The sequence below is a fragment of the Burkholderia seminalis DSM 23518 genome (assembly GCF_902832885.1).
GTDB classification, from domain to species: domain Bacteria; phylum Pseudomonadota; class Gammaproteobacteria; order Burkholderiales; family Burkholderiaceae; genus Burkholderia; species Burkholderia seminalis.
Genome location: NZ_CADFDK010000007.1, coordinates 302459 through 317548, shown reverse-complemented (window position 1 = coordinate 317548; position 15090 = coordinate 302459). Strand labels below are relative to the sequence as shown.

12 protein-coding genes and 1 pseudogene are annotated in these 15090 nt (G+C 68.3%); 5 read left to right on the top strand and 8 right to left on the bottom strand.

Annotated elements, in window-relative coordinates:
* Positions 1–23 precede the first annotated feature (23 nt).
* Both glcE and glcD read right to left on the bottom strand, forming a co-directional pair.
* Positions 24–1100, bottom strand: coding sequence for a glycolate oxidase subunit GlcE (gene glcE, locus HWX00_RS23045; RefSeq protein ID WP_034187575.1), 1077 nt, complete (start codon positions 1098–1100; stop codon positions 24–26).
* Positions 1100–2599: a glycolate oxidase subunit GlcD gene (gene glcD, locus HWX00_RS23040; protein WP_175029344.1), complete on the bottom strand. Its 1500-nt coding sequence runs from the start codon at positions 2597–2599 to the stop codon at positions 1100–1102. Before glcD ends, glcE begins: the two co-directional genes overlap by 1 nt.
* Positions 2600–2817: 218 nt before the next feature.
* Between glcD and glcC the strand changes: the two genes are divergently transcribed.
* From glcC to HWX00_RS23025, 3 genes and pseudogenes are all read left to right on the top strand, one after another.
* Positions 2818–3588, top strand: a complete 771-nt coding sequence (gene glcC / locus HWX00_RS23035) for a transcriptional regulator GlcC (protein ID WP_049030349.1) — start codon at positions 2818–2820, stop codon at positions 3586–3588.
* 247 nt (positions 3589–3835) lie between these two features.
* A pseudogene (locus tag HWX00_RS23030) lies at positions 3836–4273 on the top strand (DUF6306 domain-containing protein); the annotation flags it as partial.
* Positions 4274–4308: 35 nt separating this feature from the next.
* Positions 4309–5733 carry a DEAD/DEAH box helicase gene (locus HWX00_RS23025; RefSeq protein ID WP_049030346.1) on the top strand — a complete coding sequence of 475 codons (1425 nt, stop codon included), beginning with the start codon at positions 4309–4311 and terminating at the stop codon, positions 5731–5733.
* Between the two features lie 226 nt (positions 5734–5959).
* Here HWX00_RS23025 and HWX00_RS23020 read toward each other — a convergent pair whose 3' ends face one another.
* Positions 5960–6877: a LysR family transcriptional regulator gene (locus HWX00_RS23020; RefSeq protein WP_059559239.1), complete on the bottom strand. Its 918-nt coding sequence runs from the start codon at positions 6875–6877 to the stop codon at positions 5960–5962.
* A 137-nt stretch (positions 6878–7014) separates the two neighbouring features.
* Here HWX00_RS23020 and HWX00_RS23015 point away from each other — a divergent pair, with 137 nt between their 5' ends.
* Positions 7015–7779 (top strand): SDR family NAD(P)-dependent oxidoreductase, encoded by a 765-nt coding sequence (locus HWX00_RS23015; protein WP_124670765.1) that lies wholly within the window; start codon positions 7015–7017, stop codon positions 7777–7779.
* Between the two features lie 84 nt (positions 7780–7863).
* On the top strand, positions 7864–8580 hold the full coding sequence (locus HWX00_RS23010) for a pirin family protein (protein ID WP_034187582.1): 717 nt from the start codon (positions 7864–7866) through the stop codon (positions 8578–8580).
* Positions 8581–8687: 107 nt separating this feature from the next.
* On the opposite strand, the gene HWX00_RS23005 is transcribed toward HWX00_RS23010, so the two are convergent.
* The 5 genes from HWX00_RS23005 to HWX00_RS22985 form a co-directional block, all read right to left on the bottom strand.
* A complete protein-coding gene (locus HWX00_RS23005; protein WP_124608473.1) occupies positions 8688–9539 on the bottom strand; it encodes a carbohydrate ABC transporter permease in 852 nt (283 codons plus the stop codon).
* 20 nt (positions 9540–9559) lie between these two features.
* The gene (locus tag HWX00_RS23000) at positions 9560–10522 is read right to left on the bottom strand and encodes a carbohydrate ABC transporter permease (protein ID WP_175868146.1); all 963 of its coding nucleotides are present in this window, start codon (positions 10520–10522) and stop codon (positions 9560–9562) included.
* 54 nt (positions 10523–10576) lie between these two features.
* Positions 10577–11836 (bottom strand): ABC transporter substrate-binding protein, encoded by a 1260-nt coding sequence (locus HWX00_RS22995; RefSeq protein WP_059559230.1) that lies wholly within the window; start codon positions 11834–11836, stop codon positions 10577–10579.
* Positions 11837–11902: 66 nt separating this feature from the next.
* Positions 11903–13894, bottom strand: coding sequence for a beta-galactosidase (locus HWX00_RS22990; RefSeq protein ID WP_175027379.1), 1992 nt, complete (start codon positions 13892–13894; stop codon positions 11903–11905).
* Positions 13895–13902: 8 nt separating this feature from the next.
* The gene (locus tag HWX00_RS22985; RefSeq protein ID WP_175027380.1) at positions 13903–15051 is read right to left on the bottom strand and encodes an ABC transporter ATP-binding protein; all 1149 of its coding nucleotides are present in this window, start codon (positions 15049–15051) and stop codon (positions 13903–13905) included.
* Positions 15052–15090 lie beyond the last annotated feature (39 nt).

Sequence of the window (15090 nt, the reverse complement as noted above, 5' to 3'; positions counted from 1 at the left end):
GGCGGGTCGGGGTCGGGTTCGCGTCAGAAGTCGGCGTAGAGCCGGCCGGGGTTGAAAATCGCGTACGGGTCGAGCTGCGCCTTGAGCTGCCGGTGGACGCGCAGCAGCGCGGGCGGCAGCGGCTGGAACGGCGCGTGTGCGGCGCCCGCCGTGAAGCAGGTCGCGTGGCCGCCCCATTGCGCGGCGAGCCGCTGCACGTCGGCCGGCGCGGCGTCGCTCTTCAGCCAGCGCTGCGCGCCGCCCCAGTCGACGAGCTGCGCGCCCGGTAACGCGTCGAGCGGCGCGGCAGCCGGCACCGACACGCGCCACAGCGGGCGCGGATCGTCGAAGAACGGCAGCGCAAGGTCGCGCAACCGTGCCCAGAACGCGTCCCCGGCGTCGTCCATCGGATCGCCGCCGATCGTGTCGCGCGCGGCCTTGACCGAGCCGTCGCCACCCTCGATGCGCACGCGCAGCACGCCGTCCGCGTGGCACGCGCCCGCGAGCGGCAGCCCCGCGCGCCGCCATGCGGCGACGCGCTGAACGGCTTCGCCGGCCGCGAGCGTCAACGCGAGATCGCCGGTCGCGCGCGGTTTCGGCAGCACCTTCAGCGACACCTCGGTCACGACGCCGAGACAGCCGAAGCTGCCCGCGAGCAGCCGCGACACGTCGTAGCCCGCGACGTTCTTCATCACTTCGCCGCCGAACCGCAGGTGCTTCGCGTGGCCGGTGATCACGCGGCAGCCGAGCACGAAGTCGCGTACCGCGCCGGCCCACGGGCGGCGCGGTCCCGACAGCGCCGCCGCGAACATCCCGCCGACCGTCGCCGCGCCGCCGAACGACGGCGGCTCGCACGGCAGCATCTGGCCGGCCGTGTCGAGCATTGCTTCGAGATCGGCGAGCGGCGTGCCCGCGCGCGCGGTGACGACGAGCTCGGTCGGGTCGTACGAGACGACGCCGCGATGCATGCGCACGTCGAGCGTGCGGCCTTCGACGGGGCGGCCGAGGCACGCCTTCGTGCCGGCGCCGCGGATGTGCAGCGGCTGGCGATCGTGGATCGCCGCGTCGACCTGCGCGACGAGCGCCGCGCTGTCGTCGATCGATTCGATGTCGCGTCGCATCAGAAGCGCTCCAGTTCGGGAAACGGCAGCTGGCCGTGATGGACGTGCATCGCGCCGAATTCGGCACAGCGGTGCAGCGTCGGGATGTTCTTGCCGGGATTGAGCAGCCCCTGCGGGTCGAACGCGGCCTTCACCGCGTGGAAGAACGTGATTTCGTCGGCGTTGAACTGCACGCACATCTGGTTGATCTTCTCGCGCCCGACGCCGTGCTCGCCGGTGATGCTGCCGCCCGCCGCGACGCACAGCTCGAGGATCCTGCCGCCGAGCGCTTCCGCGCGATCGAGCTCGCCGGGCCGGTTCGCATCGAACAGGATCAGCGGGTGCATGTTGCCGTCACCCGCGTGGAACACGTTCGCGACCGGCAGCCCGTATTCGGCCGACAGCGCGGCGATCCCTTCGAGCACGCGCGGCAGCTCGCGACGCGGGATCGTGCCGTCCATGCAGTAGTAGTCGGGCGACATGCGGCCGACCGCGGGAAACGCGTTCTTGCGGCCGGCCCAGAAGCGCTGGCGCTCGGCCTCGTCGCGCGCGACGCGGATCTCGGTGGCGCCCGCGTCGCGCAGCAGCGCGGCGACGCGCTCGGCATCCTCGTCGACGTCGCTCGCCGCGCCGTCGAGTTCGCACAGCAGGATCGCCTGCGCATCGACCGGGTAGCCCGCATGGATGAAATCCTCGGCCGCGCGGATCGCGAGGTTGTCCATCATCTCGAGGCCGCCGGGAATCACGCCCGCGCCGATGATTCGCGCGACCGCGACGCCGGCCTCGGCGACGTCGTCGAAGCTCGCCATCAGCACCTTCACGCTCGGCGGCTTCGGCAGCAGCTTCACGGTCACTTCGGTGACGATGCCGAGCATGCCTTCGGAGCCGGTGAACAGCGCGAGCAGGTCGAAGCCGGGCGCGTCGAGTGCATCGGCGCCGAGCGTGAGCGTGTCGCCGTCGATCGTCAGGATCTCGACCTTCAGGATGTTGTGCACCGTGAGCCCGTATTTCAGGCAGTGCACGCCGCCCGCGTTTTCGGCGACGTTGCCGCCGATCGAGCATGCGATTTGCGACGACGGATCGGGCGCGTAGTAAAGGCCATGCGGCGCGGCCGCCTGCGAGATCGCGAGATTGTGCACGCCGGGCTGCACGCGTGCAATGCCGGCATCGGGGTCGATGTCGAGAATCCGGTTGAACTTCGCCATCACCAGCAGGAGGCCTTTTTCGAGCGGCATCGCGCCGCCCGACAGCCCCGTGCCCGCGCCGCGCGCGACGACCGGCACGCCGTGCGCGGCCGCGACGCGCAGCACCGCGCGCACCTGGTCGACCGTGTCGGGCAGCACGACCGCGAGCGGTACCGTGCGGTACGCGGCGAGGCCGTCGCATTCGAACGGCTTGAGCGCCTCGCGTTCGTGCAGCACGTCGAGGCCGGGCGCCGCCGCATGCAGCGCGGCGACGAGCGTGTCACGGTCGACGGTCGCCAGCGCGCCGTCGATCCGTTCGTCGTAGATGAAACTCATCGGTCTGTCTCCACCATGCAGGCGGCCGCGCGATGCGCGGCACGCCGGAAGGAAGGGATTCTTGGCGGGCCGCGCGGGTGTGTCCAGATGTCTTCAAGGTGGTCGTACCAGTTTTTCGATCGAGCCTTTTGAGATAGTCGTGGCGGGCCAGGAAAAACCAGTAGGAACAAGGCTTTGTGAGAAAATCGGCGATATCCGTCCAAAGTGGTCATACCAGTATGGGAATGCAGGATCGAGAAGGGCCGGCGCGGCGCGTGGCCGATGTCGTCGCCGAGCGGATCGAACAGCTGATCGTCGACGGCGTGCTGAAGGCCGGGCAGGCGTTGCCGTCCGAACGGCGGCTGACCGAGAAGCTCGGCGTGTCGCGTACGGCCGTGCGCGAAGGGATGAAGCTGCTGCACGCGCGCGGGATCATCGACACGGCGCACGGCAAGGGCTCGTTCGTTGCGAGCCTGACCCCGCAGCGCGAGGTCACGCCGATGATGCATCTGCTCGGCTCGCAGCCGCGCACGCTGTACGACCTGTTCGAGGTGCGCGGGATGCTCGAGGCCGAGGCCGCGCGGCTTGCGGCGCTGCGCGGCACGCCGGCCGATTTCATCCTGATCCGGCGCCGCTACGAGGAAATGACGGCGGCCGACGCGCAGGATCTCGACCCCGCCGCGCGCGCGAAGCTCGATCACGCGTTCCATCTCGCGATCTGCGAGGCGTCGCACAACCCCGTGCTCGTCAATACGCTGCAGTCGCTGACCGACCTGCTGCTCAGTTCGGTGTTCGCGTCGGTGAACAACCTCTATCACCGCGAGCCGTTGAAGAAGCAGATCGACCGCCAGCATGCGCGGCTCTACAACGCGGTTACCGGGCGGTTGCCCGACCAGGCACGCAAGGCCGCGAGCGAACATATCCGCCAGTGCGTCGAGTATCTGCGCGAGATCGAGCAGGAGGAACAGCGGCTCGTACGTTCGACGTTGCGGCTCGAAGGGTGGACTTGAGCAAGCGCTGGTGCGTTCGGGCGATGACGTCGATCAAGTGACGTGCGTTGACGACGCGGGTTGACACGCCAATGCATCATGATGTGACGTATCCGGCGAACAGCGCGCGCTGATTGGCACATTCGTGCAATACGCGCCGTGTACCGTCGAGCGTGTTACGCCATCGATCCCGACAGGAGGATGCTGCATGTCGATGCCGACGCATGGCGGCGGCCCTGATACCCACGCCGGCCCGAATCCGCAAGATGACCGCACGGCGTTGCTGGCGACGCTCGACGAACTGCTGGAGGCCGAGCGCGCGAGCGCACGTGTGGCTTCCGAAACGGCAGCCGAGGTAACCGGCGATCCGGAGCTGCATCGGCTGATCGCGCGCATTCGCCAGGACGACGCGCACGGGTGCAGCGTGCTCGTCGACGCGATCCGGTCGCTCGATGCCGTACCGACGCGCGCGACGGGCGCGTTCCACGAGCAGGCGATGGCGATCGACGATCTGGCGCAGCGGCTGGCGTTCCTGAACCGCGGCCAGCGCTGGGTCGTGCGCAAGCTGCAGACGTTGCTGCCGACGCTTGCCGATCGGGACATGCATCACGCGCTGTCGTTGATGCTGGTCGCGCACGAGAAGAATATCGGGGCGGTGGCGGTGTGGCTGCGCGGTGCGGCGCACGGGGCGCAACCCGCGCCGTAACCGCTAGAATTGCGGTTTTAGCCCGGAATACGTCCATGTCTTTTGCCTCGCTTGGCCTGATCGAGCCGCTGCTGCGTAACCTGCAGGGCCTCAATTACCAGACACCTACGCCGGTGCAGGCCAAGGCGATTCCTGCGGTGCTGAACGGAAAGGACGTCATGGCCGCGGCACAAACCGGCACCGGCAAGACGGCAGGGTTTGCGCTGCCGCTGTTGCAACGGCTCGTGCAACACGGCCCGGCGGTATCCAGCAACCGCGCGCGCGTGCTGGTGCTGGTGCCTACGCGCGAACTGGCCGAACAGGTGCTGCAAAGCTTCGTCGAGTACGGCAAGGGCCTCGATCTGCGTTTCCTGGCCGCCTACGGCGGCGTGAGCATCAACCCGCAGATGATGAAGTTGCGCAAGGGCGTGGACGTGCTCGTTGCCACGCCGGGCCGCCTGCTCGACCTCAATCGCCAGAACGCGGTGCAGTTCGATCAGGTGCAGACGCTGGTGCTGGATGAAGCCGATCGCATGCTGGATCTCGGCTTTGCGCGCGAGCTCAATGCCGTCTTCGCCGCGTTGCCGACGCGGCGCCAGACACTGCTGTTCTCCGCCACGTTTACCGACGATATCCGCGCGATGGCGGCGGGCATCCTGCGCAATCCGGTCGATATCAGCGTCAGCCCGCCCAACGTCACGGCCAGCAAGATCAAGCAGTGGGTGGTGACGGTCGACAAGCGGAACAAGCCCGATCTGTTCATGCACCTGGTGGCCGAGAACAACTGGGAGCACGCGCTGGTATTCGTCAAGACCCGCAATGGCGTCGACTATCTGGCGGCCATGCTGGATGAAGCCGGCTATGCGGTCGACACCATCCACGGCGACAAGCCGCAACCCGCGCGCCTGCGGGCGCTGGAGCGCTTCAAGGCACGCGAAGTGCAGATGCTGGTCGCCACCGATGTGGCGGCGCGCGGGCTGGATATCGACGATCTGCCGCTGGTGATCAACGTCGATCTGCCGATCGTCGCGCAGGACTACGTGCACCGCATCGGCCGGACCGGCCGCGCGGGTGCCAGCGGGGTGGCCGTGTCGCTCGTGTGTGCCGATGAAGCGCCGCAACTGGCCGCGATCGAAGCGTTGATCCGGCAAACGCTGCGGCGCGAGGAAGAGCCGGGTTTCGAAGCCGAACACCGCGTGCCGGAGACGAGCGCGACGGGGCAGATCATCAAGAAACCTAAAAAACCGAAGAAGCCCAAGGTGCAGCACGCCGCGCCGGTTGCCAAGCCGGCGCCCGGCAAGAAGCCGCGATCGCCGGGCGGCGAAGGGCAGCGCAAGCCTGCGGCGCAGCATGCGAAGCCGGCCGACGGCGGGCCGGACTACACCATCGGCAGTCCGTTCAGCGTGAAAAAGCCGCGCGGCAAACCTGGCGGCAAGCCAGCGGGCAAGCCTGCCGGCGGCCGGGGCAAACCGTCCAGGTAATCCGGATCGGTCCTTTCAAAGTCGGTCAGCCGATCCGGCTGCATCCGGCAACTGCGGCCTGTTCGGCGTGCGTCGACGTTTGCTGAAACAGGTCGTGCGTACGTCGCGCGCGGACGGGCGTAGCCATGGCCGACGGCCACGATCAACCGTCAGGCGGTGGACGTGCTTGAAACCCGTCGTTGCATGCGTGCCATGACGCGCGTTGCTCGACCCGTTGTCCAGGCCGTCACTTCGGCCATCGCCAGGTCGGATCGCTCAGATGTTCGGCGAAGTAATCGGACAGCGCCGCGACCTTCGCCGGTCGCGCGCGCGCCGACGGCGTCACGAAGTAAAGACCGCCCTTCGTCAGCGACCAGTCGGTGAGGATCGCTTCGAGACGCCCGTCGGCCAGATATTCGCCGGCGATGAACTCGGGCAGTTCGGCAATCGCCAGGCCCTCGAGCAGCGTGGGCAGCAGCGCATCGGCGTTCGTCACGCGCAGCGGGCCCGCCGGCATCACCGGTTCCTCCTCGCCCGCGTCGTTCGTGAAGCGCCACACGGCGCTGCGTGCACGGTACGCGTACGAGAGACACGGACGGTTCGCCAGTTCGCGCGGATGCGCGGGCCGCCCTTCGCGCCGCAGATACTCCGGCGACGCCACCACGTATTGCGTGACCGCGCACAGCCGCCGGGCGACCAGCGACGAATCCGGCAGCGCGGCGATACGCAGGGCGGCGTCGAACCCGTCGCCGACCAGATCGACCGACGCGTCCGACAGATGCAGGTCGATCGACACCTCCGGGTATGCGCGAAAGAAGCCGGGCAGCAACGGCGCGACCCAGCGCAGCCCGTACGACATCGGCACGGCCAGCCGCACCAGCCCGCGCGGCTGTACCGACATTTCGCGCGCCGAGCTTTCCGCCTCCTCGGCCTGGCGATAGATCTCGCCGGCTTTCTCGCTGATCGTCCGGCCGAACTCGGTGAGCGAGAGCTGACGCGACGTGCGATTGAACAGCCGCGCGCCCAGCCGGTCCTCCAGGCGGGCCACGCCGCGCGAGACCGTGGCGACCGACACGCCGGTCGCGCGCGCCGCGGCTGCGAACGATCCGTGCTCGGCCACCTTCGCGAACATCGCGAGCCCTTCGAAATCGGGAAGTTGAGCCATGTCCTTGTCTTTTCATTTATGCAACGTTTGATTGCAATCAATTCTATTTCGAAAAGATAAGGCCGTCGATATTCTCCTCACATCGCAGCAAGCCGCTGCGACGCAAACATCACCGACTCATCGAAAGGAGCACTACCATGGCACGCAAACTCGACAACAAGATCGCACTCGTCACCGGCGCAACCAGCGGCATCGGCCTCGCCACCGCGCAACGCTTCGCGGCGGAAGGCGCGCACGTCTATCTCACGGGCCGCCGACAGGCGGAACTCGATGCCGCCGTGAAAGGCATTCGCGAAGCCGGCGGCAACGCGACCGGCGTCCGTTCGGATTCCACCCGGCTCGATGAACTCGACGCGCTGTATGCGCAAATCAAGGAAGAACAGGGCCGCCTCGACGTGCTGTTCGTGAACGCCGGCGGCGGCTCGATGCTGCCGCTTGGCAACATCACCGAAGCGCACTACGACGACACCTTCGACCGCAACGTGAAGGGCGTGCTGTTCACGGTGCAAAAAGCGCTGCCGCTGCTTGCCGAGGGCGGATCGGTGATTCTCACCGGCTCGACGGCCGGTAGCGCGGGCACTGCCGCGTTCAGCGTGTACTCGGCTTCGAAGGCGGCGGTGCGGGCGTTTGCGCGCAGCTGGATTCTCGACCTCAAGGACCGCCGTGTGCGCGTGAACACGATCAGCCCGGGCGCGACCCGTACGCCGGGCCTGCTGGATCTTGCCGGCGACGACGCCGCGCAGCGCCAGGGGCTGGCCGATTATCTGGCTGCGCAGATCCCGATGGGGCGGCTCGGCGAGCCCGGCGAGATCGCGAGCGCGGCGCTGTTCCTGGCCTCGGACGACGCGAGCTTCGTGAACGGCATCGAACTGTTCGTCGATGGCGGTCAGCAGCAGATCTGAGCGTTGCCGGGGCGCCCGGGGTGTGGGGGGCGCGGTCTTCGACGATCGCGATCCGCACCCGGCGTACCCGAATCGAGCTTCATCATGATCGAACATCGGCCTTTTCTTGCGCTGGGCGTGCTGCGGCGCGGCGGTGTCGACGCCCGCCGGCATTTCCGCGAGGGCGTCGACCCTGCGCTGCCCGGCCCGCTCTACGGATGGGACGACGTCGAATTCGCGCCGCACTCGGGCCTCGGCATGCAGGTTCACCGCGACGTCGAGATCGTCACATGGGTGCGTTCGGGCGCCATCACGCACGAGGACGACGCGGGCAATCGCGTGCGTCTGGTCGCCGATTCCGTCCATGTGACGAGTGCCGGCGCGGCGTTTCATCACGCCGAGCGCAACGAGGAAAACGTACCCGCGCGGCAGTTCCGAATCTGGCTGCGTCCGCGCACACCGGCCGGCACCGCGCGCTGCGCGACGCGCGTCTGTTCGCCCGGATGTCGCGACGGCCGATTCGTGACGGTGGCGAGCGGCGATCCAGACGATGTTCGCGCCGGCGCGCTGCCCCTTCACGCCGACGCACGTGTGCGTATCGCGATGCTGCGCGAAGGCACGACGATGCAGCACGGGTTGCCGCTACCGGGCGCCGCCTATCTGGTTGCGGATCACGGGCGGCTGGACGTCGGGCCGATCAGGCTGGCGCAACGCGACGGCATCGCCGTTCGCGATGAAACGTGGCTCGCGTTGCGGGCGCGAGACGACACGGAGGTCGTGATCGTCGAGCGCCTGCGCCAGGGCAGGCGCGCCGACAGGTGACATCGAGCGGCATCGCCTTCCAATCCGCACGGCATGAAAAAAGCCCGCCGAAGCGGGCAACCTCACGATGCGGAGGGGGAGATGCGAAAAACGCTTGCGGCGCGCGTTCAGCCTTTCGTCGCGCCGAACGTGAGCCCCGCGACGAAATGCTTCTGCATCGCGAAGAACATCGCGACCGACGGCAGCGCGGCGAGAATCGACCCGGCCGACACGAGATTCCACGACGTCGTCCATTGCCCCTTCAGCGCCGCGACGCCGGCGGTGATCGGCGCGGCCTCGTCGCCCTGCGTGAGACACAGCGCCCAGAAGTAGTCGTTCCACACGAACGTAAACACGAGAATCGCCAGCGCGGCCAGCGCCGGCCGGATCAGCGGCAGCACGATGCGCCAGAACACCGTCCATTCGCCCGCGCCTTCGATGCGCGCCGCCTCGATCAGCTCGAACGGCAACTGCTTGATGAAGTTGCGCAGGAACAGCGTGCAGAACCCGGTCTGGAACGCGACGTGAAACAGGATCAGCGCTTCGACCGTATTGAACACGCCGAGCCTCAGCGACAGGTCGCGCACCGGAATCATCAGCACCTGCACCGGCACGAAGTTGCCGGCGACGAACGTGCCGAACAGCGCGGTATTGCCGCGGAACCGGTAGGTCGCGAGCGCGAAGCCGGCCATCGCCGCGAGCGCGATCGAGCCGATCACGGACGGCACCGTGATCTGCACGCTGTTCCAGAAGTAATGCAGCATCGGCGACGTCGTCAGCGCGTCGCGGTAGTTCTCGACCATCGCGAAGTGGCGCGGCCAGCCCCAGTAGTGGCCTTCGACGAGTTCTTCGGTCGAGCGCACCGACGTGACGAACACGGCGATCATCGGCATCAGCCAGATCAGCAGCGCGACGGGCAGCGACAGCTTGTACAGCCGGCGCGAGACGGGCTTCCATTGGGCAACGGGCGTCGGAAACATGATGAAGCCTCTCCGGTGGGTCACTGCTCGTTGCGCAGCATGCGGCGCAACTGGAACACGATGTAGACGAGCATGATCGCGAACAGCACGGCGGCGATCGACGCGGAATAGCCCAGCCGGTAATACTTGATCGCCTGGTCGTACATGTAATACGCGAGCACGGTCGAACTCTCGAACGGGCCGCCGCTCGTCATCACCGAGATCAGGTCGAAGCTGCGCAGCGCGCCGATCACCGTGACGACGATCGCCATGAAAGTGGTCGGCCGCAACTGCGGCAGCACGACGTGCCACAGCAGCGCGAAGCCGCGCGCGCCTTCCATCCGCGCGGCCTCGATCTGTTCCGGGTTGACCGACGTGAGGCCGGTCAGGTACAGGATCATGCAGTACGCCGTCTGCGGCCACAGCGCGGCGAACACGACGCCGAGCGTCGCGTAGCGTGCGTCGCCGAGTACCGGGATGCCGTGCCCGACGATCAACGCGAGCAGCCCGAAGGTCGGATCGTAGAACCACGAGAAGATCAGGCCGACGACCACGCCGGACAGCACGAACGGCGCGAAGAACAGCGATTTCACGAGGCGGATGCCGCCGACCGCCTGGTTCAGGTACAGCGCGAGCGCGAGGCCGAGCGGCGGCGCGAGCATGAAGAGCGCGAGCCAGATCACGTTGTTGCGCAGCGCCGTGTAGAAGGTCGGCGCCTGCAGCAGTTCGGCATAGTTCGCGAGACCGACGAACGTGCGCTCGGTCATCCCGTCCCAGTTGTACAGGCTCAGCCACAGCGTCGACAGGATCGGCCAGATCACATAGACGGCCACCATCGCGCAGGCCGGCGCGAGAAACAGCCACGCGGCGCGCCGTTGCCGCCGCACGGCGGGCGACGGGCGGCGCGCGGGCAACGCGGCGGCGGATGTCCCGCGCGGCGGCGGCGCGGTGCCGGCGCGCGGGGGGGGGGGGGGGGGGGGGGGGGACGTGATCGGACTGGACACGGCAAGCCTCCTGAACGGACAGGGCGGCGCGCGGCCGCCGGTTGGGTCACGCGGTCACTTCTTGTAGATCCGCTTGCGGGTCTGTTCGAGTTGCGCGAGCACCGTATCGAGCTGCGCGGGATTCGCGAGGAACTGCTGCATGCCTTTCATCCCTTCGTCGGCCATTTCCTTCGTCATGTCGCGATCGTAGAACTGCGCGACGCCGCCCTTCGTGTCGGCGAGAATCCGGAACCCGATGCGCGAGACCGGATCGGCCGGCTCGGGCGACTTGCTGTTGGCCGACAGCGAGCCGAGCCCTTCCGCGAGCTTCGCGCCCATCTCGGGCGTTTCGACGAATGCGAGGAACGTGCGCGCATCGGCCTTGTTCTTCGCCTTGGTCGGGATGTGCAGCGATTCGACCGGGCCGTCCTCGGCGGTCGGCACCTTCGGGTCGATGATCGGGAAGCGGTAGTAGCCCATTTCCGGTTTCACGTTCGGCGGAAAGCCCGCCGCGATGAAGGTGCCCATCAGCATCATCGCGGCCTTGCCCTGGAACAGGAACGGCTGCGCGCCGTCGAGATCGTAGGACAGCGCGTTGTCGATGAAGTAGCCGGCGTCGATCAGCGACTTCCACGTCGTGTAGACCTTCTTCACGCGCGGGTCGGTGTACGGCACGTCGCCGGCCATCAGTTGCTGGTGGAACGCGTTGCCGTTCAGGCGCAGGTCGAGATAGTCGAACCAGCCGGCAAGCGTCCACGCGTCGCGGCCGCCGATCGCGACCGGCGTGATGCCGGCCGCCTTCAGCTTCTTGCACGCGTCGAGAAACTGGTCCCACGTCTTCGGCTCGTCGGCGATGCCGACCTTGCGGAACAGGTCCTTGCGGTAGAACAGCCCCCACGAGTAGTAGACGGTGGGCGCCGCATACTGCTTGCCGTTGTACGACGAGGCATCGCGCGTCGACGCGTACATCGCGCCCCAGCCGTTCTTGGTCCAGTCGCCGCTCAGGTCCTCGAACAGCCCGCGCTTCGCGTAGTACGCCATCCGCTCGCCCGCGTGCCAGTTCACGACGTCCGGCGCGACGGTCGTCAGCCACGCGGGGAGTTGCACCTTGTACGCTTCCTCGTCGACGAAGGTCGCCTTCACGTCGATGTCGGGATGCGCCTTGTGGAACGCGTCGAGCGTCGATTGCCAGACCGCGCGCTGGCTCGCGCCCTTGAACGCGATATTGATGGTCAGCGTGCCGGCATCGGCGGGCGCCGTCGTGCCGAGCGATGCGAACGCGACGGTGGCGGCCGCGGCGAGCCGGGCGGCGGCGCGAAGGGGGCGATGTGTCATGCGTGTCTCCATTCCAGTGTGTCGTCTTGTGCGTGACCGGCGCGTCGCGGCGCCGGTGGCGGGGGGCTACGAACGGCTTCGATACACGGCCACGTCTTGCGGCTCGACTTGCGCGGCGCCGAGCACGAACGCCGACGGCGGCACCGCATCGATCGTGTGCGGCGCGTTGCCGTAGTTGAAAACGTAGGTCAGGCCGCCGCGCCGGCTCACCCGCACGCCGTCGCCGAGCGGCGTCGGCGCGAGGCCCGCGTCGGTCGCGACGTCGGCGAACAGCTTCGCGGTGGTCGCGGCGTCGAACAGCGCGGCCCAGTAGTGCAGCGCGCCATGCGACACGCAGGCCGGATGACCGTCGGCGAAACGCGCATGCACGACGCTGCGCGTTTCGTCGTGGAGCTCGACGAAGTCGCGCCAGTGGCGCGCGTCGCCCGCGAGCGGCGAGCCGTCGCGCAACGTGCCGTCGATCCGCTCGGTCACGTTCGGCCGCAGCGATTCGACGCGCCACACGCGCACCGGCAGGATCGACGCGAGCGGGCCGGGCGGCAGCGTCGGCGGAATCTGCAGGTCGACGGTCTTCGAACCCGTACGCGGCCCGAATACCGCATGCGCGCCCGAGGCGGCGAGCCGTGCCGCGAAATCGTCCGGCACGACGGGCAGCGGCGGCACGACGACGAGGCGATAGCCGTCGAGCGGCGCGTGCGGCGACACAATGTCGACGTCGAGGCCGAGCGAGCGCAGCGCCGAGTAGTAGTCGAACGCGACGCGCGGGTAGTGGAAATCGGCGCCTTGCGGCTGCACTTCGAACAGCCACTTCGCTTCATAGTCGAACATGAGCGCGACCGGGGCGCGCACCGTGCCGTTCGCGTCGGCATCGGCGCCGGCATCGAGCACGGTGGCGATTTCGCGTGCGACGCGCTGCGCCTCGCGGCCGCCTTCGTCGAGCCGGTTGTCCGGCGTATTGAGGCCCGCATGCATCTGCTCCTGCGCGAACGGCGCCTGCCGCCAGCGGAAGTAGGACACGCAGCCGGCGCCATGCGCGAACGCTTCCCAGCTCCACAGGCGCACCATGCCCGGCAGCGGCGCGGGGTTCCACTGGGCCCAGTTCACGGGCCCCGGCTGCTGTTCCATCACCCAGAACGGCAGCTTCGACATCCCGCGATACAGATCGTGATTGAACGACGCGAAATCCGGATGGCCGGTGCGCAGCCAGCGCGCCTTCACGTCGGGCGCGAACCAGAGCTCCTCCAGCGCGCCGAGCGGGTAGCTGTCCCACGTCGCGATGTCGAGGTCGCGCGCCACCTCGTAGTGATCGAACTCGGTGAACAGCTGCATGAAGTTGTGCGCGACCGGCCGGCCCGGCGAATGCGCGCGGATCACGTCGACCTGCATCCGGTGATAGCGCGCGACTTCGTCGGATGCGAAGCGCCGGTAATCGAGACGATGCGACGGATGGGCTTCGGTCACGGTGCCGACGGGCGCGTCGATTTCGTCGAAATGGCGATACTCCATGCTCCAGAACACGGTGCCCCATGCGCGGTTCAGCGCGTCGATCGTGCCGTAGCGCGCCTTCAGCCACGCACGGAAGCGCACGAGCGCGGCCGGCGAGTAGCTGACGACGGTCTGGTGGCAGCCGAGTTCGTTGTCGGTTTGCCAGTGGCGCACGGCGGGATGGCGGCCGTAGCGTTCGGCGACGGCCGTGCAGATCTGCCGCGACGCTTCCAGATAGGTCGGCGACGAGAAGTCGTAGTGGCGGCGCGAGCCGAACGCGCGCGGCCGGCCGTCGGCACCGATCGCTAGGATGTCGGGATGGCGGTCGACCAGCCATTTCGGCGGCGTCGCGGTCGGCGTGCACATCACGATCTCGAGGCCGGCCGCGCCGAGCACGTCGACCGCGCGGTCGAGCCAGCCCCAGTCGTATTCGCCCGGCGACGGCTCGATGCGGCTCCACGCGAATTCGGCGATCCGCACCTGCTCGATGCCGAGCGCTTTCATCCGGCGGGCGTCATCGGCCCACATCGATTCCGGCCAGTGTTCCGGGTAGTAGCAGGCTCCGAGGCGCATGCCGATCCTTATGCGTAGTGGTGGACGTGGACGTCGGCGCACGCGGGCACCGCGCGGCCGTCTTCGGTGAAGAGATGGCAGGCCGCGGCCGGCGCATGCAGGTGCACGCGCTCGCCGGCGCGCACTTGCGCGTCGCCGGGCACCTTCGCGATCAGCGGTGCGCCGCCGGGCCCGTCGAGGTGCACGTAGGTCTGTTCGCCGAGGCGTTCGACGAGCGCGACGTCGCGCGCGAGCGTCGTGGCGTCGAGCGCGGCGCCGAGCGTCAGGTGTTCGGGGCGAATGCCGAGCGTCACGGCGGCGCCGGCGCCAAGTGCCGAGCCGTCGCGCGGCAGCGCGAAGGTCTCGCCGGACGGCACGAGCGTGACGGTCGTGCGATGCGCGTCGCACGCGGTCACGACGGCCGGCAGGAAGTTCATGCGCGGCGACCCGATGAAACCCGCGACGAAGCGGCTGGCCGGATGGTGGTAGAGGTCGAGCGGCGCGCCGACCTGCGCGATGCTGCCGTGCTGCGCGGTATCCGCGCCGGCGTGCAGCAGCACGATCTTGTCGGCGAGCGTCATCGCTTCGGTCTGGTCGTGCGTCACGTAGACGACGCTCGCGCGTTCGAACTGCCGGTGCAGCCGCGCGATCTCGATGCGGGTCTGGCCGCGCAGCGCCGCGTCGAGATTCGACAGCGGTTCGTCGAACAGGAACACGCCGGGCTCGCGCACGATCGCGCGGCCGATCGCGACGCGCTGCCGCTGACCGCCGGACAGCGCCTTCGGCTTGCGGTCGAGCAGCGTGTCGAGCTGCAGGATGCGCGCGGCGTCGCGCACCTTGCGGTCGATCTCGACTTTCGGCACCCGTGCGAGCTTCAGCCCGAACGCCATGTTCTCGTACACCGTCATGTGCGGAAACAGCGCGTAGCTCTGGAACACCATCGCTACGCCGCGCTCGGCGGCCGGCACGTCGTCGACGCGGCGGCCGTCGATCGACAGTTCGCCCGCGCTCAGGTCCTCGAGCCCGGCGATCATGCGGAGCAGCGTCGACTTGCCGCAACCGGACGGCCCGAGGAACACGCAGAACTCGTGCGCACCGATCTCCAGATCGACGTCGCGTATCACCGGCGCGTGATCGCCGTAGGCTTTCTGCACGCGCCGCATCGAGATGCTCGCCATTGTCTCCGCTCCATGTTTTAATGCGCCGTACTGCATGAT

Bases quoted from the DNA above. Each gene is read 5' to 3' on its own strand.
- glcC (WP_049030349.1), top strand. From the start codon at position 2,818: ATGGGAATGCAGGATCGAGAAGGGCCGGCGCGGCGCGTGGCCGATGTC.
- HWX00_RS23015 (WP_124670765.1), top strand. From the start codon at position 7,015: ATGGCACGCAAACTCGACAACAAGATCGCACTCGTCACCGGCGCAACC.
- glcE (WP_034187575.1), bottom strand. From the start codon at position 1,100: ATGCGACGCGACATCGAATCGATCGACGACAGCGCGGCGCTCGTCGCG.
- glcD (WP_175029344.1), bottom strand. From the start codon at position 2,599: ATGAGTTTCATCTACGACGAACGGATCGACGGCGCGCTGGCGACCGTC.
- HWX00_RS23005 (WP_124608473.1), bottom strand. From the start codon at position 9,539: ATGTTTCCGACGCCCGTTGCCCAATGGAAGCCCGTCTCGCGCCGGCTG.
- HWX00_RS23025 (WP_049030346.1), top strand. From the start codon at position 4,309: ATGTCTTTTGCCTCGCTTGGCCTGATCGAGCCGCTGCTGCGTAACCTG.
- HWX00_RS22990 (WP_175027379.1), bottom strand. From the start codon at position 13,894: ATGCGCCTCGGAGCCTGCTACTACCCGGAACACTGGCCGGAATCGATG.
- HWX00_RS22985 (WP_175027380.1), bottom strand. From the start codon at position 15,051: ATGGCGAGCATCTCGATGCGGCGCGTGCAGAAAGCCTACGGCGATCAC.
- HWX00_RS22995 (WP_059559230.1), bottom strand. From the start codon at position 11,836: ATGACACATCGCCCCCTTCGCGCCGCCGCCCGGCTCGCCGCGGCCGCC.
- HWX00_RS23010 (WP_034187582.1), top strand. From the start codon at position 7,864: ATGATCGAACATCGGCCTTTTCTTGCGCTGGGCGTGCTGCGGCGCGGC.
- HWX00_RS23020 (WP_059559239.1), bottom strand. From the start codon at position 6,877: ATGGCTCAACTTCCCGATTTCGAAGGGCTCGCGATGTTCGCGAAGGTG.